Annotated in this window: 18 protein-coding genes; 6 read left to right on the plus strand and 12 right to left on the minus strand. The window is 36.3% G+C overall.

Translation table 11 applies throughout. The annotated features are described in order from the left end of the window. The first annotated feature begins 96 nt into the window (after window positions 1-96). Window positions 97-585 (plus strand): hypothetical protein, encoded by a 489-nt coding sequence (locus CQZ96_RS01590; RefSeq protein WP_004719787.1) that lies wholly within the window; start codon window positions 97-99, stop codon window positions 583-585. Window positions 586-700: 115 nt separating this feature from the next. On the opposite strand, the gene accC is transcribed toward CQZ96_RS01590, so the two are convergent. From accC to CQZ96_RS01610, 4 genes are all read right to left on the minus strand, one after another. Next, entirely contained in the window at window positions 701-2,065 is a 1,365-nt protein-coding gene (gene accC, locus CQZ96_RS01595; protein ID WP_004719789.1) for an acetyl-CoA carboxylase biotin carboxylase subunit, read from the minus strand. A gap of 16 nt (window positions 2,066-2,081) precedes the next feature. After that, on the minus strand, window positions 2,082-2,501 hold the full coding sequence (locus CQZ96_RS01600) for an acetyl-CoA carboxylase biotin carboxyl carrier protein (RefSeq protein ID WP_004719790.1): 420 nt from the start codon (window positions 2,499-2,501) through the stop codon (window positions 2,082-2,084). 17 nt (window positions 2,502-2,518) lie between these two features. Continuing rightward, entirely contained in the window at window positions 2,519-2,974 is a 456-nt protein-coding gene (gene aroQ, locus CQZ96_RS01605; RefSeq protein WP_004719793.1) for a type II 3-dehydroquinate dehydratase, read from the minus strand. 235 nt (window positions 2,975-3,209) lie between these two features. After that, complete coding sequence (locus tag CQZ96_RS01610; protein WP_105712482.1) at window positions 3,210-4,526, minus strand: Y-family DNA polymerase; 1,317 nt, start codon at window positions 4,524-4,526, stop codon at window positions 3,210-3,212. 351 nt (window positions 4,527-4,877) lie between these two features. Between CQZ96_RS01610 and CQZ96_RS01615 the strand changes: the two genes are divergently transcribed. Further along, a complete protein-coding gene (locus tag CQZ96_RS01615; RefSeq protein ID WP_178283360.1) occupies window positions 4,878-5,096 on the plus strand; it encodes a hypothetical protein in 219 nt (72 codons plus the stop codon). A 132-nt stretch (window positions 5,097-5,228) separates the two neighbouring features. On the opposite strand, the gene CQZ96_RS01620 is transcribed toward CQZ96_RS01615, so the two are convergent. Together CQZ96_RS01620 and CQZ96_RS01625 are read right to left on the minus strand one after the other, a co-directional pair. Beyond that, window positions 5,229-6,431, minus strand: a complete 1,203-nt coding sequence (locus tag CQZ96_RS01620) for a winged helix-turn-helix domain-containing protein (protein ID WP_105712484.1) — start codon at window positions 6,429-6,431, stop codon at window positions 5,229-5,231. Between the two features lie 107 nt (window positions 6,432-6,538). Next, complete coding sequence (locus tag CQZ96_RS01625) at window positions 6,539-7,078, minus strand: LexA family protein (protein ID WP_004719801.1); 540 nt, start codon at window positions 7,076-7,078, stop codon at window positions 6,539-6,541. Window positions 7,079-7,215: 137 nt separating this feature from the next. On the opposite strand from CQZ96_RS01625, the gene CQZ96_RS01630 reads away from it, so the two are divergent. The 3 genes from CQZ96_RS01630 (at window position 7,216) to hpaR (ending at window position 9,396) form a co-directional block, all read left to right on the plus strand. Next, window positions 7,216-7,554: a hypothetical protein gene (locus CQZ96_RS01630; protein ID WP_034615602.1), complete on the plus strand. Its 339-nt coding sequence runs from the start codon at window positions 7,216-7,218 to the stop codon at window positions 7,552-7,554. A 19-nt stretch (window positions 7,555-7,573) separates the two neighbouring features. Continuing rightward, the gene (locus CQZ96_RS01635; protein ID WP_105712485.1) at window positions 7,574-7,954 is read left to right on the plus strand and encodes a hypothetical protein; all 381 of its coding nucleotides are present in this window, start codon (window positions 7,574-7,576) and stop codon (window positions 7,952-7,954) included. 1,010 nt (window positions 7,955-8,964) lie between these two features. Beyond that, on the plus strand, window positions 8,965-9,396 hold the full coding sequence (hpaR, locus tag CQZ96_RS01640; RefSeq protein WP_004719808.1) for a homoprotocatechuate degradation operon regulator HpaR: 432 nt from the start codon (window positions 8,965-8,967) through the stop codon (window positions 9,394-9,396). Window positions 9,397-9,587: 191 nt separating this feature from the next. Here the strand turns inward: hpaR and dsbG are convergent, their stop codons facing one another. The 5 genes from dsbG to CQZ96_RS21575 all read right to left on the minus strand — a co-directional run bounded on the left by dsbG (window position 9,588) and on the right by CQZ96_RS21575 (window position 13,935). Continuing rightward, on the minus strand, window positions 9,588-10,337 hold the full coding sequence (dsbG, locus tag CQZ96_RS01645; RefSeq protein ID WP_105712486.1) for a thiol:disulfide interchange protein DsbG: 750 nt from the start codon (window positions 10,335-10,337) through the stop codon (window positions 9,588-9,590). A gap of 57 nt (window positions 10,338-10,394) precedes the next feature. Next, window positions 10,395-11,225, minus strand: a complete 831-nt coding sequence (locus CQZ96_RS01650; protein ID WP_105712487.1) for a TlpA disulfide reductase family protein — start codon at window positions 11,223-11,225, stop codon at window positions 10,395-10,397. A gap of 11 nt (window positions 11,226-11,236) precedes the next feature. Then, the gene (gene dsbD, locus CQZ96_RS01655; protein WP_105712488.1) at window positions 11,237-13,267 is read right to left on the minus strand and encodes a protein-disulfide reductase DsbD; all 2,031 of its coding nucleotides are present in this window, start codon (window positions 13,265-13,267) and stop codon (window positions 11,237-11,239) included. A gap of 68 nt (window positions 13,268-13,335) precedes the next feature. Further along, window positions 13,336-13,767 (minus strand): hypothetical protein, encoded by a 432-nt coding sequence (locus CQZ96_RS01660; protein WP_105712489.1) that lies wholly within the window; start codon window positions 13,765-13,767, stop codon window positions 13,336-13,338. Between the two features lie 27 nt (window positions 13,768-13,794). Beyond that, window positions 13,795-13,935: a DUF7660 family protein gene (locus CQZ96_RS21575; protein WP_228722762.1), complete on the minus strand. Its 141-nt coding sequence runs from the start codon at window positions 13,933-13,935 to the stop codon at window positions 13,795-13,797. A 306-nt stretch (window positions 13,936-14,241) separates the two neighbouring features. Here CQZ96_RS21575 and pepN point away from each other — a divergent pair, with 306 nt between their 5' ends. Continuing rightward, entirely contained in the window at window positions 14,242-16,851 is a 2,610-nt protein-coding gene (gene pepN, locus CQZ96_RS01670) for an aminopeptidase N (RefSeq protein ID WP_105712490.1), read from the plus strand. Between the two features lie 119 nt (window positions 16,852-16,970). Here pepN and CQZ96_RS01675 read toward each other — a convergent pair whose 3' ends face one another. Next, on the minus strand, window positions 16,971-17,963 hold the full coding sequence (locus CQZ96_RS01675) for a hypothetical protein (protein WP_105712491.1): 993 nt from the start codon (window positions 17,961-17,963) through the stop codon (window positions 16,971-16,973). Between the last annotated feature and the right edge of the window lie 84 nt (window positions 17,964-18,047).

The following is an 18,047-nucleotide window of genomic DNA, read 5'->3' on the forward strand; positions in this document are numbered from 1 at the left end:
AAACAATAAAGATTGTTCATATATGGTTAATTTTACATGTTTTATTCTAAATCTATGCTAATTTATGTCTGATGAAATATTACATACAGACTTGGTATGAAAAAAACAGCACTTATAATTTCTTTATTGCTTAGCCTTTCACCTTACGTTAGCGCTGAAACAGTTCAACCTCAAGCAACCAATCCTGCGACTGTGGCTGCAACCAATACCACAAGTACAATTCGTATAAATACTCGCCCTGAAATTTTAGGCTTATGGGGCATGGAAATTCCAGAAAATAAGAAATGTACAGAATATTATAATTTCCGCGGTTCCAATGAAGTGGTGGTGAATAGTGCCAAAGAGTGGTCAATCGGTCTGTTTGATTATCAGCCTTCACCCGATAATACGCTGGAAAAGCCACCCGCGTTAATCATGCAAATTCGCTATGAAAATAATGAAACAGATTGTTCGGGGCGTAAAGAAGATCAGTCTGGTGAAGTTACCCAATATTTTGTGAAGTGGATTAATAAGAACACCTTGAATTTTTGTATTTCTGACAAAGGCGATCAGTGCTTTGCTACTTTACGCAGAGTCTTGCCTTAAGTTGATTTAAAGCATGGATGCTTGTGTAAATAATCAAGAATTTGCTTTAAAATAAAAAACCTCTGATTTTACAGAGGTTTTTTATTGGTTTTTTTACTGGATTAGAGGATGCATATTAAGCATCTTTTTCATGTCCTTGAACTTGTTTTAACAAGTGTTTTTCAAGGTAGTGAATATCCATTGCTTGTGAACAGAAGTTTTTGTCTTCAAGGATCAGATCTTTATGTAAAGGAATATTGGTTTTAATTCCAGTTAAGATCATCTCATCTAAGGCTTGTTTCATACGGGCAATCGCAGTTTCACGATCTTTACCATAAGAAATCAACTTTGCGATCATTGAGTCATAATACGGAGGAATGCTATATCCTTGATAGATATGAGAATCTAAACGGATACCTGCACCGCCTGGCGCATAGAATGATTCAATTTTACCTGGTGATGGTAAGAAGGTCGACGGATCTTCTGCATTGATACGGCACTCAATCGCATGACCTTCGATTTTAATATCTTCTTGTTGAAGATTTAAACCTAGACCCGCAGCGATACGTAATTGCTGTTCAATAATATCTACACCAGTCACTTGTTCAGTGACTGGATGCTCAACTTGAACACGGGTATTCATCTCGATAAAGAAGAATTCACCATCTTCAAATAAGAACTCAAAAGTACCAGCACCACGGTATTGCATCAACTTACATGCATTGACACAAGCTTCAAGAATATGCGCGCGCGCTTCTTCTGGTAAACCCGGTGCAGGTGCTTCTTCAAGTACTTTTTGATGGCGACGTTGTAAAGAGCAGTCACGGTCATATAAATGAATCGCTTGACCATTACCATCTGCTAAAACTTGTACTTCAACATGACGTGGTTTTTGCAGGAAACGTTCCATATAAACCGTATCATCACCGAACCACATTTCAGCATCACGTTGTGCAGCTTGAACCGATTCAAGTAATGTATCGACACGTTCAACAATGCGCATTCCGCGACCACCACCGCCTGAAGCAGCTTTTACAATCAGCGGGAAACCAATTTCTTTGGCTTCAGCCAACGCATTGTTGGGTGTCACAGCATGGGCTGAACCAGGAACTGTTGGTACACCTGCTTTACGCATCGCCGTAATTGCAGAAACTTTATTTCCCATTAGACGAATATGTTCAGGACGCGGCCCAATGAAAATAAAGCCTGAGTTTTCTACAATTTCTGCAAATTCAGCATTTTCAGATAAGAAACCATAACCGGGATGGATGGCATCTGCGCCCGTAATTTCTGCTGCGGTAATAATGGCAGGAATGTTTAAATAGCTTTCGCTACTTGCACCTGGACCTATACATACTGCTTCATCACAAAAACGTAAATGCATCAAATCTTTATCAGCATCTGAATAGATGCCGACAGTTTTGATTCCTAAAGTTTTGCAAGCTCGAGTGATGCGTAACGCAATCTCACCTCGGTTTGCAATTAAAACTTTTTGCAACATATCAACCCCCGAGGTATTACGCGCGGTAGCGGAATAAAGGTTGACCGAACTGGATTACATCACCATTTTTTACTAAAATTTCTTCAACTACACCACTTTGAGTTGCTTCAATTGGGTTCATAATTTTCATTGCTTCGATGATCCCGAGGGTTTCACCTGCAGAAACAGTTTGACCTACATTTACAAAGGGCGCTTCACCAGGACTTGGTGCTGAATAGAACACACCAACCATTGGAGACGTTTCTACTGCACCACGAGAGGCAGCTTTAACTACAGGCGCTTCAGCGGTTGGGAGGGCAATAGGTGCTACACCAGCAGCAACCACAGGATTACGGCGAGTTAAAGCAATCGATTGATCGCCTTCTTTCACTTCAATTGCTTGAAGATCAGATTCGATCATCAAATCGATGAGCTTTTTAATTTTGCGAATATCCATGGGTTCGTATTCCTAAATTATGATTGGGTTGAAGATTTAAGTTTTTCGATGGCGAAATCAAGTGCAAAAGAATAGCCTTTGGCACCTAAACCACAAATGACGCCAACGGCTTTATCTGATAAATAAGAATGATGTCTAAATGCTTCACGTGCATGAACATTAGAAAGATGTACTTCAATAAATGGAATCGCAACGCCAAGTAGGGCATCACGTATAGCGACTGAGGTATGGGTCAACGCGGCAGGATTAATAATGATAAATTTTATGCCGTCTTGTTGTGCTTGGTGAATACGATCGACCACAGCACCTTCCCAGTTGCTTTGAAAAGTATCTAAACTTATATTGGCTTGACGTGCTTGGAGACTCAATTGTTGGTTAATGTCATCCAATGTGAGGTGACCATAGACCTCAGGTTCGCGCTTTCCTAGCAAGTTTAAGTTTGGTCCGTGAATGACCAAAATGGTCGAACTCATTGAGAGTGCTCCAATTCAAAAGTCGCAAAAAAATTTGCAAGATGTCTGCAAAGTTTGCATATTATGGCATATTTTTCCACAAATACTTTATATTTTCTTTGAATCGTCGCGGAAACGCAGTGCCTTGTATGGGCTATATAATGTTAATTTTGTCTGTAAATGGCAATGTTAAAATATGACATTTTTAGCAGATGTTTTACAGAGAGTTCATTTTAAACTGAGTGACCAAAACTATTCATTTGATTTGTGTAACAGCCATATGGCTATCGTCAATAGATAAGATCTCACTACAACGTGTTGTATAGCTTGGAGACCGATTTTGCTGACGCATTTTCCATGTTTCTTGGTTGGAATGATAACCCACTTGTATACAGTCTGAGCCAAAGCGTTGTTTCATGCTTGAGAGCGTATCCATAAGCTGATCACGTTGCTGAATAAAGTCTACAGGATGCCATAAGTCATTGATGTGCTGGCTTTTGCTATGCAGTGCTGAGAACATCACAGCAACTTTTACATACCTTAAATTTTCTTTAAATAAAACATCAATTTGCTGTAATGCTGACTTAGTTAAAATCATCAAATCATCTGTTGCATACATCAAGCCAATGACACTGCTTTGTGCCTTTTTATAGGGCGCCTGTGCAACTTTTTCATATAAGGAAACATGCACAACTGCACACAGTTGTCGTTGCTTGCTCAGCCGTTGATGTGCACGATTGACATGGAAAATAATGGCTTGTTTAATAATCTCAACATTGTTTAGAGCAGATGCAAAACTGCGTGAGGAAAGGATGCGTTTGGAGGGAATGTCTGCATCGTCCAAAGCAATGCAGGATTGACCTTTTAGCTCACGAATGGTGCGTCCAATGACCACTGAAAACTCGCGTGCAAGGTAATGTTCATTGGCAAAAGTTAAGTCATAGCAATTATAAATATTATAAGCTTGTAAGCGTTTGCTGGTTTTACGTCCAACGCACCAGACTTCTGCAACACTGGTTTCAAGCAAAAGGCCTTCAAAACTGCATAAATCTAAACCAGTCAGGTCACAGACGCTATCAAAGCCTCCACGTTTCTTGGCAAAATTGTTGGCAAGCTTGGCTTGGGTTTTACTATAGCCAATACCAATGCAACAGGGCAGACCAAGCCATTTTTGGATGGTTTTGATGAGTTTTCTACAATAATCCTGTAGATCGAATAAGTCTTGGTAAGAGCTGAGATTGATAAAACATTCATCAATAGAGTAGGCTTCCAAATCCTCATCTTTAAAAAAAATCTTTAAAATTTTAAAAAAACGATCTGAGAAATCACCATATAAAGCATAGTTACTTGAAAAGGCGAGCACGCCAGCTTTTTTAGCTTGTTGTTCAACTTCATGCCAAGGGATTGCCATATCTATGTTTAACGCCTTGGCTTCATTGCTTCGCGAAACGACACAACCATCATTATTACTTAATACGACAACTGGCTTATTATTTAAACTGGGGTTAAATACGCGTTCACAACTGACATAACAATTGTTAATGTCGATCAAAGCAAAAATTTGTTCGCTCATGGGTTGTCTTGAAAAAGTTACAAATTCAAGTGAAATATTAAAAGATGTTTAAAATAAATTCAAATCAAATCTAGTGTGGATTTGTTCATCCTTTGGGCTGGATGATTAAATAGTCGATGTAGTGAGAGACAAAACTGACTAAGCACTGTTGAGCTTCGTAGTGGTTTAAGTAATTTAAGTAAAAATGCTGAATAGAGAAGTGGTTCTTTTAAAAGGTATATCTTAAATTGCAGCTTACAATGTCGAAAAATGAAACATCTCAATCCTTGTATAGAAAACTGAGAGGGCTAAATTAACAGTTGTCGTCGATTTGTACGGCATATCCCAATATTGAAAAGGATGGATATGAAAATGGCTAATCAACAACATAACTCTGAACAGAATCAGCAACAGAATCAGCAACAAAATCAGCAGAATGACCAACAAGGTCAACCCAACCAATCTAATCAGCAGCAGAAGCAACACAGTCAGCAAGATCAACAATCAAATCAACAAAACCAGCAAAAGCAACAATCCAACCAACAGGCTCAACAAAATCAGCAAAGCCAACACAAGCCTCAGCAAAAATAGGGATTTGAACTCATCTTAATCGTAGCTTCTAAATGACAAAACGCCTCAACTGAGGCGTTTTGTCATTTTAGCTATTTTGAATTTTAAGCTTCTTCATTTTTAAGTGTCTTGATTTTAAGCTTATGTTGCCGATCACTTGAATCGTTCATTACTTTCATCAAGGATTTTATGGAGACCTTCATTTATATTTATACATTGATTAAATTGGGCAAAATGGTGTATTTCAGTGTTTAGTGCGCTAAAGAAATGTGCTGGGTCCGCAATAGTATGATTGAGATGCTGTGGTTCAAGATGTAGGCTGATGACTTCAAATTGATTTTTTGCCCGATGTGCTTTGCAATCGATACGTCCCACAATTTGATCCCCATATAAAATAGGTAAACAAAAATATCCAAATACACGTTTAGGTGGCATCACATAACATTCCAAACGATAATCAAATTTAAACAGGGTATTTAAACGGTCACGATGTATCACCAGATTGTCAAAAGGAGAAAGAATTTTTACTTTTAACTCAATATTCGGGATCTGTTCTAAGGCATCGGTTTGGATATAAAGATTTTGACTCTCTTTGTCACTACTGCCTAATTGAGCTAAAGTGGTGATCACACCTGCATCTAATTGTTCATTGACGATGTCACGCATTGCCTCACGAATCTTTTGCCCAACTTTTAAATGCAACAATTGCTTCCATGCAAACACGCCATGTGCACGGAGCGTGGTATTGAACAAGTAGCGGGCATATTCTTCTAGTGTAGGAACACTCAGATCAAGATGACTTGGGATACAATATTCGGTCAGTTGATAGACTTTTTCCATACCATTACGTTCAGAAATCATCAAATCGCCTTGCATAAACAATTGCTCAATCGAACGACGCGCTAAACTTGAGTTCCACCAGCCCCCTGAATTTTGCTTATTGCCTTGTTCAATGTTGCGTAATCGAATACTGCCTTCAGCTTTCGCCCGAGCCAGAATCTCATTCATAAAAGCTTGATCACCGCGATTAAAATAACGATGCTCACCATTTCTAATCGATGTCATATGAGGAAGTGCATAGCGATAATCTTGCATGGGTAAATAAGATGCTGCATGAAACCAATATTCAAAAATATGCTGTTGTTTGACCAGTTGATTTAAGTGGCTTTGCTGATAATCTGGAACACGGCTCCATAGGATATGGTGATGGGCACGTTCTACTACTGAAATTGTATCAATCTGAACATAGCCAAGATGTTCAATCGCATGGCGTGTTCCAGATAATCCTGTACCAAAGGAAGCAGGTGAAATTAGGCCTTGATGAGAGAGTGCCAGACGTCTTATTGATTCAATCATAACAATTATTTTTTTAACCTATTTTTAGTGAGTCTTGGTTACTAGGTGGGTATCGCAAATGAAGCTTGAAGATGAGTAGCACAAACAAAGGCTATGACGTTCAATGATCATTTTAATTTTTTAAGAATACAAGTAACGACACCCCAAATCATAATTTGTTCTTCACTGTGTGGGTGAATATCTGGAAAATCAGGATTTTCTGCTTTGAGCCAAATATCATAAATTCCTGTAGATACTTTAACTTGCATAAAGCGTTTGACTGTAAATTCATTATTGATTAATGCCAAAACAACATCGCCATGTTCAGCCTCTAGGCTACGGTCAATTAAAATTTCATCTCCAATTTCAATACCTGCATTTTTCATTGATAAGGAGTTAACTTTTAACATAAAGGTTGCAATAGGGTTATGAATTAAGTGTTCATTTAAATCAATTTTCTTTTCTGTATAGTCTTGAGCGGGTGATGGAAAGCCTGCTGCAACGGTTTCCAAAGGATAGGGGATACTGATGTTGCTACGAAATTCAATTGTACGTAAATCTTGCTTTGAAATAGGCTCGATAATAGAAAGAAGAGAATTGATTGTCTTAAAATTTTCCCTTACAGAGCGATCACTTAACTTCGATGGTGGAGTCAAATTTGGCGGCATCACGATTCATCTTGAAAATGTAACATAATCAAGTTTAACAAAATAAACGCGTGATGCAAGATTCTTTTGGTGAATTGATTGTGATTGTCAAACTGTCGGCTTACAATTTGACAAAATCCAATCGTTCGGAAATGTACATGTTGCAAGATTTTGTAGAAGAACAGAAATTAGTGTGTGAAGAATTTGACTCTCGATATATCAAAGTCAATGAAACGGATCTCGTGGCTATCGCTAAGCAAACCTTAAGTAAAGAACCGATCGTGGGTTTACGTAAACAGCCTGATGCTGAAAATGTGTCATGGTTTATTTATGGTGGTGAGTTGGAAGAGGGTGAAGATTTTTTTGATGTGATCAGTGTAAAAGAGCTTGAAGAGGTTTTTCCTGATGCGATCCCTTATCTGGCTTTGGAACAAGGCTTTAGATTTATGATAGATGCTGATGAATACGAAGATGTATGGAAAGCAGATATTTTATAAATAAAAGGTTTGCTCAAGCATGATCTATAGATTTACTTTGACCCTCTGCAGTATTGTTCTGAGTAGTGGATTGAGCACGCAAAGTTTTGCTGAACCATCCACGCAAAAACTCACCCAAGAACAGTATGACCAACGTATTCAAACCTATACTGATCAAGTCAATGCAACTAAACATATCTTGGATGAAGCGCATAGCACGATCACTGCGATTGAACAGCATCAAGCATTTTGTTCACGTTTAGATGCTTATCAAGCGATTGCTAGGATTTCGAAAGAAAATTTAGAACTTGATACGGCCAATATGATGTTGGTGATCGCCAATAATTTTTTAGATCGACAAAAGCAAAGTATTGAGCAGTCAGGAATGACGTTTGAGCGATTTTGTTCGATTAAGAAATAAACAAAATGTCATTTAAGCCTTATTTTAGTCAGAAAATGATATTTAATTGGCTGAAAATGATAAGTTGTTTTTAAAAAAATGATCAATAATAGACGCATTAAAGCAGTACAAGATTTGATTTTCCCTGGTCTGTATTTTGTGTGGCTTTAAGCGTCAATCGTATGATTGACGCACCCTAAACTCGCTTAATTGCGAGTTTTTTAATGCATTTTTTTATGGATTTTATTTACAAAATATCGGAAAAAGATAGCAAACCGATTAAAAAGAAAAATAACCATTCAAAGAGACACTGACAAATCAACAATAGTTTACTTTTGAGCAGAATGTTTAAAAAGAATAGAAAGACAAGTCATGATCGTGCATAAAGCCAAACAGGCCGAAGCACTTGAACAAAAGCTGAAAATTTTGCTATATACTACAATCATATAAATAAAGTGAGTCATTCATTTTGTTGACGATTTTTTATTCTATGCAACAAGCATTACCACAATATTTTTATTTTGGGCAGATGTTGTTACTGTAAGATTGTTCGCATGAGCAGTATAAATTTTTTATTATCATTTTGTAGTCAAGAGAATATGGATTTGTATGAATTCACTCATCAGTCAAATCGTGAGGCTATTGCAATATATGTATTGAATAAATTCTTTAATTAATCAATTTTTAGGGTCTGCTGACAATTCGTCTATGTTTGCGACTAAGTGTGTTTTTTAGGCGATACTAGGCACGAAATACGAAATTTAGTCATTCTAAATAAGTAGTTCGTAACGACGTAGCGGCAAAAAACACGCTAGTCCCCGCTGCGCCTTGCGCTGCAAACAAAGCAGTGCTTTGTTCTTGCTCAGGGTTGTGGCTAAAATTATCTCAGCCTTCGTTATGAAACTCGAAAATAGTCTCGCTATTCTCCTCGTTTCCTGCCTTGCCTGCTCAATTTTAACCTACAACGCAAGCCATTTATGAAATGTCAACAGACCCTAATCTCTCTATAAATTTTTATTTAAAGGGTTTTTATGAAACCGATTCGTGTATCGCCATCTCTGACTTTAGCTTTGTTACAAGCGCGAGAAGCTACAATGATGCATTTTAGACCGATTTTAAATGAAATGGGTTTGACTGAGCAGCAATGGCGTGTGATTTCTGTACTTTATCAATATGATGAACTTGAAAATAACCACTTGGCTGATTTGGCATGTATTTTAAGACCCAGTTTAACGGGGATTTTAAATCGTATGCGTGATCAAAATCTGATTAAGAAACGAAAAGACCTACATGATCAAAGGGTGAGTTTGATTCAGCTGAGCGATGAAGGTAAAAGATACTTTGAGACACAAGCGGTGAAAATGGAAGAAAGCTATACAGATATTCAAACACAATATGGTGCAGAGAAAGTCCAGCAGCTTATGGAATTGTTAAACGATCTCTCAAAAATAAAACCACGATAAATTTTAAACTATTAGATATTAAAGGGCGACATCCATGTCGCCATGCGATAGCTACACCTTGTATTATTAAATAGGTGGTTTGATATAGTTTAGGGATTAAAGTAAAACTGCATGTCACTCAATTCATTTTAAATATACAAAACACCCTAATCAAAAATGAGTGGGTTTTAATCACTCATTTTTATCATTGTTTAATCAAATAACTTTTTAATGTCTTTCGGTGCGCCTTGCTGGCTTTGAATTTCACCTTTTGCATCTTTCCATACCATTGCAGGAGTAGCATAAAAACCGTATTTATCCATGAGTTTGGTATTTTCATCTAACTTTTCAGATAACGTCTTAGGAATACTCTTCATTTCCACCAATTTATTCTTACCGTTGCTTAAATTGTATTGTTTGAAAATTTCTGCAGGATTGGCATTGTTTAAAATCGTTGCGGCTTGTCCTTTACTGCTTGGGCGAATGACTCCAACCATAATATGACGTAATTGAACTTTTCCTGAATCTATATAGGGACGTGCTTGTTGCCAAAAAGTATGACAGTAGGGGCAGTTTGGGTCATTAAATACATAAACGACTTTTGGCGCATTGCTATCGCCGTCTTGAATCCAACTTGATTTTTCTAGGCTTTTCCAAATTTCATCTAATACTGCACCTTTAACATGGGTGTTAATCGCTTCTTCTGTTAAATTTTTTCCTGAAGCATTAAATAGGTCACCAACGATATAGTGCTTTTGATCTTTTGAAATAAAGATTGTCGATGGATATTCATCTTTATAGCCCGTCCAACCTTCTAAACCCTCGGGTGCATCTATTTGCTTAACAAAGTTATAACCTTCTTTTTCCAATTTATTTTTGAGGAAATTTGCATCAGCAGCAAACAAAGAGCCACTTAACACCAAACCAAGCGAATAAATACCGAGTGTTTTTAAATCAATCATCAAGATGACTCCTAAGGTTAAAAGCAATAATTCTTTAATCAATGCCAATGAAATAAATTATTCCGAAACTATCCTTTGAACTTTTTGGTGAAGTGCTGCATGAGTAAGTTCGCCCATATGTGTATCGATTAATTTGCCTTGTGCATTAAAAAATAAGGTGCTAGGTAAGCCAAACATTCCCATTTTTTGTGCCGTTACACCGTCAAAGTCCAGTAGAACCCAATGCAAATTAAGTTTGTGTTGTTGCAAATACGTTTGCACCGTTTTGGCATCTTCATTCTGATTAATAAAGACAAATTGCACATTGGGATATCTTTGTTGAGCATTATTTAATACAGGCATTTCACGTCTGCATGGTGGACACCAACTGGCCCAAAGATTAATTACTGTGGGTTTGCCGAGGAATTGAGTCAACTCAACATGCTCTTGCTGAAGATTCACTAAATTAACTTGAGGAAATTGTTGGTATTGCAGTTGTTCCTGTTGATAGAAATATTGACCTGAAATTAAAAACAGGGCAAAAGCTGCAAAGCATAGTGCAATAAAGATTTTCTTTAGAGATCGATTTTTCCAAACCATCCATAGCCCAGCGCAAGCAATTCCCACATAAAGATGAAAACCTTTATCTTGAATCTTCAATATTTCAATTGGATGCTCTAAATAAACATCTAAATTGAGTAAGACAAAGCCGGCTCGTGCAGATAACAAGCCAACCAAGAATGCAGACCAAATCGAGTCTTTAAACGCAGCCCATTGTAAATTTGAAATGCTAAAATATTGAAAGCTAAACTTTCCAATTACCACACTCATCAGTATCGCAAGCATGAGGATAGTTAATCCCCATGGCAACATAATCGGTCCTAAATGAATTGCTTGTGCAGTGATCATGGAGAGTTTGCTTAACGTCCTGTGTGTATTTTTTCAGTTTGTTGAATAAGTTGTGGCCCTGAGAAGGTACCTGTAAAGCGCAATTCACGGATTTCTTGTGCATTGCTATTTAAAAACAGCATGGTTGGCGGACCTAAAATTTCACGTTGTTTTAAAATGATGTCTTGTGAGGCGTTGTATTCGGTTAAGTCTAATTGGATAAGCGTGAAGTTTTTCAATGCCTCTTGTACATCGGTACGTGGGAATACCTCTTTTTCAATCGGTTGACACGCCACACACCAGTCCGCATAGACATCAATAATGATTGGTTTGCCTTGCTGTTTGGCATTGACCAAAGCCTGTTCTAATTGTTCAGCTGTGGTCACTTTGTTCCAAACTAAATGTTCTGTTTGGCTATGTTGAATTTGATAAGCAGAATAACTTTGTTGAATATTCCAAAAACCAGCCACTAAACTGGTAATAGCGATAATGGCAAGAATAACTTTATTGACTGTTTTTTCACTGTCGCGTAGAGCAATAAAGAGATAGATTGCCAATGCGATACACAGCAAGGCAAAAATTGCAGCATACACAGTCGAAGGTAGCATAGGGCGAATAAAGTACAATGCAACCATCAGCATAATAAAGCCAAAACTGACTTTAATCCGATCCATCCATTTACCTGGTTTTGGTAATAATTTAGAACCAAATACACTGGCGATAAATAAAGGTAAACCGATACCTAGACCGAGAATAAATAAGTACAAACCACCTAATACAGCACTTTGAGTTTGTGAAACAAATAATAATGCACCAGCAAGTGGGGCACTCATACAAGGGCCAACAATGAGTGCTGATAATGCACCCATAACCACAGCACCGAGCACTGTCCCAGCTTTTTGATTATTTTGCAGATGACTTAATTTATTGGTGATGAATTGCGGTAAGTTTAATTGATATAAACCAAATAAATTTAAAGCTAATACAACAAATAAAACTGCAAATAATGAAACGATCCAAGGGCTTTGGAACCAACGTTGAAAGCTATAACCAATTTCAGCAACCACAATCCCCATAATGGCGTAAACCACCGCCATACTCACCACAAAGCACAAGGCAATCACAACAGCTTTATAACCTTTCGCGCGCTGAATGATGATGCCAGAGAGAATTGGAATAAGTGGCAGCGAGCAGGGTAAAAACGCCAGTAAAATACCTAAACCGAAAAACACCAATAAATTTAGAAACAGAGAATCTTTAGACAATAGTTTAAAGAATGATTGATCATCATTCCATTGTAATGACGATGTATTGTCTTTAGTGTCCGTATTGCTATTTAAATCAGCAGAATTTTCCGTATCTGTAATTGCATTGCTGCTTGCAGCAGAAGCGTTGAGATCAATTGGATTTGCAGTGTTGTCTGCTTCATTGGCAGTTTTTTGTCCAAGCTGAGTGGTTTGATCATCCAATGCTTTGTTTGGAACTGGTTTTTCAACAGTTGAATTAGCTTTAGTTTCAGTGCTTTCTTTGAGTTTTTTATCTTGAGTTGGAACATTATCAGACTGGTTGAGTAATGAGCTATTTGAATTATTATTGAATAGGCGCTTAGACGATGTATTGCTTTGTGGTAATAAGCCATCTGCATCAGTTGCAATAGTTTTTCTTTGTAATGGATAACATAAGCCATCCGCAGAACAACCCTGATACATCACTAAATATTGTGAATTTGGTTTGACCTGAATTTGTGTAGTCACATTTTCATAATGAACTTCAGTTTTCCCAAAGGTTGGATCATCTTTGATATGACCTTTTGGGAGGCTTAAAGGTACAGCTTTATTGTTGACTGTTACTTTAAACTGATCATGATAAAGGTAATAGTGAGGTGCAACTGTCCATTTCAATTGTGCTTTATTTTCTGAAATTGATTCAGCAGAGAATTGAAAAGCTTGATCTGGGGGGAGAAACTCAGGGTTTGCGTGGCTGATGGTACTTAGACTCAACAAAGTAAAACTACATACACTGAGCAAGGTTCGCAACTTCATAATTCCATATCTTTGTTTCATTTACAGCCATTATCCATAATTTCAGATAAAGAAGGCATTATTCTAAGTTTTTCTTTGTAAAAATACCGTTAAAAGCATTTAACCCCATTTTGCTTAAGTTTTTGAAAAATTTGTCCATCATCAGGATAGAGTCTGTCGAATTGGGTCATTTTCTTGGTTTTTTTGCTGGTGTAATTGACATTGTAAAGCACAGCACCTTGATAAACGATTTCATAAGTTCCTGTTTCTTTCTGATTGATTATTTCTTTATAGAAATCGTGAAATTCACTTGGTCTACCTTGTGCTGTATCAACAGCATCATAGTGGGTAAACTTTAACGAGATTTTTTTCATATAAGGATAATATTGAACTGTTTTAACTTTTGGAAATTCTTCCTCAGAAATAAGCAGAAGATTATTGTTTTGACTTTCCTTAAAGCAAAAATATGGGGTAGTTTGCTTTGCATAAACAGGCAAAGGGAGAAGACACATTACCGTTATAAATAGCCTAAGCGATTTCATATATTTTCCTCAAAGTTTTTCTTGTTATTATTCATAGATTTTTCCAGCCATTAAAATATCTGCAAAAATTTTCCATGGGATGTGCTCTGGTTGTGGCTGCTGAGTATTTGCATAAAAACCCTCCATATCTACCACCCAATTGTGCATTGCTGTTAAAAAACTTTGCAAATCTTTATTTTCCCATTGTTGAATATTTTCAAGATGATCTTGTTTGAGATTATCTAAAAATGTTAAAAATCTTGTTTGGTTTTTATTGCATTAATTTTCATAAGCATCATTTCTAATTTACAGGATAAATTGTTGTATAAATATAGGCCATCTCGCACGTTTTTTGCATTCCAACAATTGAAATTAATTTCAACTAGACCCATATAGAAATTAGTCAACAGTACAGAACAGACACTTTGTGAAATTTGATTGATGATCAAGCTCACGATAACAAGTCGAAGCTCAACAATAGGATTAGGACATCATATGAATATCGCGGCAAACCCAGTAGTTGAAGCAGATCAAACTATATATTTAAAAGATTATCAAAAACCTTCATATGTTGTAGATTCAATCAATCTCGATATTCAAGTTTATGATGACCATACCAATGTAAACAGCAAATTAGTCATGAAACGCCAAGCAGCAGGAGATATGGTATTGCTTGGACGCGATCTTGAGCTTAAATCAATTTCTATTAATGGTAAGCAGCTTACTGAAAGTGAGTATAAGCTTGATTCTGAGCAACTGGTAATTGCCAATGCGCCAGATGAAGCCATCGTTGAAACATCTGTGGTCATTCATCCTGAAACCAATACACAACTCGAAGGATTATATCTTGCGGGGAGTGATTTATTTGTCACTCAAAATGAGCCAGAAGGTTTCCGTAAAATTACGTTCTATCCTGACCGTCCAGATGTCTTATCTGTGTTTACCACTCGTGTAGAAGCCGATAACAAATATCCTGTGCTTTTGGCAAATGGTAACTTGATTGAAGCGGGTAAAACTGGTGATGAGCGCCATTATACCATTTGGGAAGATCCAACCAAAAAACCAGCTTATTTATTTGCCTGTGTGATTGGTGATTTAGCGGTTTTAAAAGACCGTTATACCACTTCAGAAGGTCGTGATGTGGCATTAGAAATCTATGCAGAAGAAAAAGATATCCCAAAATGTCATATTGCGATGGAAGCGTTAAAGCACTCTATGCGTTGGGATGAAGAACATTATGGACGTGCATACGATCTAGACAATTATATGATTGTGGCAACCAGTCAGTTCAATATGGGCGCAATGGAAAATAAAGGTTTAAATATTTTTAATACGTCATGTGTGCTTGCTGATGAAGAATATACTACTGATGCCGCAATCATGCGTGTACAGTCTGTGATTGCACATGAATATTTCCATAATTGGACAGGTAACCGTATTACTTGCCGTGATTGGTTCCAATTGTGTTTAAAAGAAGGTTTAACGGTTTTCCGTGATCAGTCTTTTTCAGAAGATTTACAATCAGCAGCAGTACAACGTATCGACGATGTTGCGGTGCTTAAAGCGCATCAATTCCCAGAAGATGCAGGCCCATTATCGCACCCGCCACGTCCAGATCATTTTGTAGAAATCAACAATTTCTATACCGCGACAGTGTATGAGAAAGGTGCGGAAATTAACCGCATGATGTCAACTTTATTGGGCAAGGAAAAATTCCGTAAGGGTACCGATGAATATTTTCAACGTCATGATGGTCAAGCGGTTACTGTTGAAGATTGGGTTGCTGCCTTAACTGTGGGTTCAGGTGTCGATTTATCTGCATTTTTAATCTGGTATAACCAACCAGGAACGCCAAAGCTTGAAGCGAAAGGTGAATATGATGCGAGTACTCAAACTTATCGTCTAAGCTTTAAACAAAGTTTAAAATCCCATCCTAAATATCCAAACTTAAAAGCTGTACCTATTCCTGTGGCTTTAGCATTGTTTAATGCAGAAACAGGTGAGCAGTACACCTTGCATTCTGAGGCTTTATTTGAAAATGGGGTAAAAGATGGGGTGTATTTGTTTGATCAAACAGAAGCAAGCATTGAATTTACAGGCGTGACCGAAAAGCCTGTAGCATCTTTATTACGTAATTTCTCAGCACCGGTAAATCTTGAATTTAACTATTCAGATGAAGAACTTGCCTTCTTATTACAATATGAAACCAATGGTTTTAACCAGTGGCAAGCAACACAGACTTTGCTTGAGCGTATTTTGCTTAATGGTCATGATGCTCAAATTTATGTAGATGCAATTAAACAGACCTTACCAAATGTAATTGAAAAAGATCCGCTATTGGCGTCACGCTTATTTGATGTACCAAGTGAAGGTTATTTGGGTAGTCGCATTGATCAAGATTATAATCCTTTGATTGTAAATGAAGCACGTGAAGCCTTGTTGAATCAATTGGCTAAAGTCTTGGGTGACTTTGTTAAAGAAACATATGTATCACTTGATCCAGATTCACAAAATGAATTTTCACAAGCAATGGGTGTTCGTGCTCTGAAAAATATCATGTTAAGTTTTATGGCGCGTCAAGGGGATACCGCAGTATTTGATTTGGCTTATGCACAGTATGAAAATTCTGTGAATATGTCTGAGCGACTTGGGGCACTTAAAGTATTGGTATGGAATGATGCTCCACAAGCAAAAGCAGCCTTAGCGGACTTCTATAAGCGCTTTAAGGATGAAGCATTGTCATTAGATCAATGGTTTATGATTCAAGCAGCGTATCCGAAAGCAACGGCTGAAACGATTCAGTATTTAACTTCACATGCTGATTATGATTTAGGTACACCTAACCGTATTCGTTCAGTGAGTGGTGGTTTAAATGCCAATCCTGTCAATGCATGGAGTTTTGGTGTTCAGCATTTTGTAGATTTGGCGAAGTATTTGGATGAGAAGAATCCAATTGTTGGCTCTCGTTTACTTCAAGTGCTTACACGCTGGTATACATTAGCTGAACCACAACGAAGTGAAGTAAAAGCCGCACTTGAAGGATTAAAATCTCAAGTGAAATCAAAAAATGTCAGTGAAACCTTAAATAGTATGTTAAGTGTTTAATGGCTTATAATTTTTTGATTTAATTATATTTGTAGTGCTATTTCTCTTATTGTTATAGGAGAAATAGCATAATAGTACATACACAAATTGCGAGAATTTGTTCGAATTTGGAAATTTCATTAATAAATTGAAGGTAAGCTCTCAAGAGAAATACTTTCAATTTTTTCATTTATTGGAATCTTGAAATAGACAAAATATGGAATATTTTTTTCAACACTAAATGAAATATTATTTAAGTTTGAAGTAAGATCATTAACTTCAGGAGAATAAACTTGACGAATATTTTGATCTTTTAATGTTGTCAATTGAACATCAAAAACATATGGGGTGGGGGCTTTCCTATTGTGAATATTTATTTGTATCAGATATTCTTTATCCTTTTTATTATTTTTTGATTCTAAAATATAAGCTGTTGTATTGTGGTTAGAGCTAAAAGATTTTATTTCTTCAAGCTTAAAACTCTCAATCTCATCTTTTTTCAAAGTATAAAAGTAATTATAATTTTTATTTGAATAGATACATTTTTCTTTACCGCAGATATAAGAGTAAAGTTTTTGATCATTTTTTAATATAAAAGTACTCGAATTTAAAACATTTGAATATGAGCTTTCTTGTCCCTGTAAAGAAAAGTTTGATAATTTTAAAAGAAACATCATCAATCCAAGTAGACCAAAAAGCATAAAAAGATAAGAGATTAAAAAATCACTTTGAAATACATCAGCTAAAGAAAATTTCTTCTTCTTTTTAGTAGATTTAATGAAATCACGTATAACCTGAATTTTTATTAAATTTTTATCAATACTCTCATTATTGATGAATTTTAAAATTATTCTATATAATATTATTAAATTTAATTTGTAGTGTTTTTTTTGAGCATAAATTTTTAATAAAAAATATAATAAAGCACCTAAGATAATTAAATACTGTGGTAAACCTAAATTTACAATAAAGCCTTCATAAGTATAGTCGGAAATATCAAAACCAATATTGGTTGTATCATTTCCAGACTTATAAGTCATACCATTTAAATATATACGACCACTTAGATATAGATAGCCAATATATATAGAGGTAATAAATGCAAGATCAATTTTTATACTTGTATACTTCATGTTAAATTTACCTTTGATTAAATTATAATTTTCTTAATTTAAAAAAACTTCTATCTTTTTGATATATTGTGAAATTTTCTTATG

It is taken from the genome of Acinetobacter sp. MYb10 (assembly GCF_002980175.2).
In the GTDB taxonomy this organism is placed as follows: domain Bacteria; phylum Pseudomonadota; class Gammaproteobacteria; order Pseudomonadales; family Moraxellaceae; genus Acinetobacter; species Acinetobacter guillouiae.

Excerpts from the sequence above, each read along its gene's own strand:
- CQZ96_RS01660 (WP_105712489.1), bottom strand. The coding sequence starts at position 13,767 with ATGAAATCGCTTAGGCTATTTATAACGGTAATGTGTCTTCTCCCTTTG.
- CQZ96_RS01610 (WP_105712482.1), bottom strand. The coding sequence starts at position 4,526 with ATGAGCGAACAAATTTTTGCTTTGATCGACATTAACAATTGTTATGTC.
- CQZ96_RS01615 (WP_178283360.1), top strand. The coding sequence starts at position 4,878 with ATGGCTAATCAACAACATAACTCTGAACAGAATCAGCAACAGAATCAG.
- CQZ96_RS01635 (WP_105712485.1), top strand. The coding sequence starts at position 7,574 with ATGATCTATAGATTTACTTTGACCCTCTGCAGTATTGTTCTGAGTAGT.
- CQZ96_RS01650 (WP_105712487.1), bottom strand. The coding sequence starts at position 11,225 with ATGATCACTGCACAAGCAATTCATTTAGGACCGATTATGTTGCCATGG.
- CQZ96_RS01625 (WP_004719801.1), bottom strand. The coding sequence starts at position 7,078 with ATGCCGCCAAATTTGACTCCACCATCGAAGTTAAGTGATCGCTCTGTA.
- CQZ96_RS01675 (WP_105712491.1), bottom strand. The coding sequence starts at position 17,963 with ATGAAGTATACAAGTATAAAAATTGATCTTGCATTTATTACCTCTATA.
- CQZ96_RS01600 (WP_004719790.1), bottom strand. The coding sequence starts at position 2,501 with ATGGATATTCGCAAAATTAAAAAGCTCATCGATTTGATGATCGAATCT.
- CQZ96_RS01590 (WP_004719787.1), top strand. The coding sequence starts at position 97 with ATGAAAAAAACAGCACTTATAATTTCTTTATTGCTTAGCCTTTCACCT.
- aroQ (WP_004719793.1), bottom strand. The coding sequence starts at position 2,974 with ATGAGTTCGACCATTTTGGTCATTCACGGACCAAACTTAAACTTGCTA.
- dsbD (WP_105712488.1), bottom strand. The coding sequence starts at position 13,267 with ATGAAACAAAGATATGGAATTATGAAGTTGCGAACCTTGCTCAGTGTA.
- hpaR (WP_004719808.1), top strand. The coding sequence starts at position 8,965 with ATGAAACCGATTCGTGTATCGCCATCTCTGACTTTAGCTTTGTTACAA.
- accC (WP_004719789.1), bottom strand. The coding sequence starts at position 2,065 with ATGTTGCAAAAAGTTTTAATTGCAAACCGAGGTGAGATTGCGTTACGC.
- CQZ96_RS01620 (WP_105712484.1), bottom strand. The coding sequence starts at position 6,431 with ATGATTGAATCAATAAGACGTCTGGCACTCTCTCATCAAGGCCTAATT.
- pepN (WP_105712490.1), top strand. The coding sequence starts at position 14,242 with ATGAATATCGCGGCAAACCCAGTAGTTGAAGCAGATCAAACTATATAT.
- CQZ96_RS01630 (WP_034615602.1), top strand. The coding sequence starts at position 7,216 with ATGTTGCAAGATTTTGTAGAAGAACAGAAATTAGTGTGTGAAGAATTT.
- dsbG (WP_105712486.1), bottom strand. The coding sequence starts at position 10,337 with ATGATTGATTTAAAAACACTCGGTATTTATTCGCTTGGTTTGGTGTTA.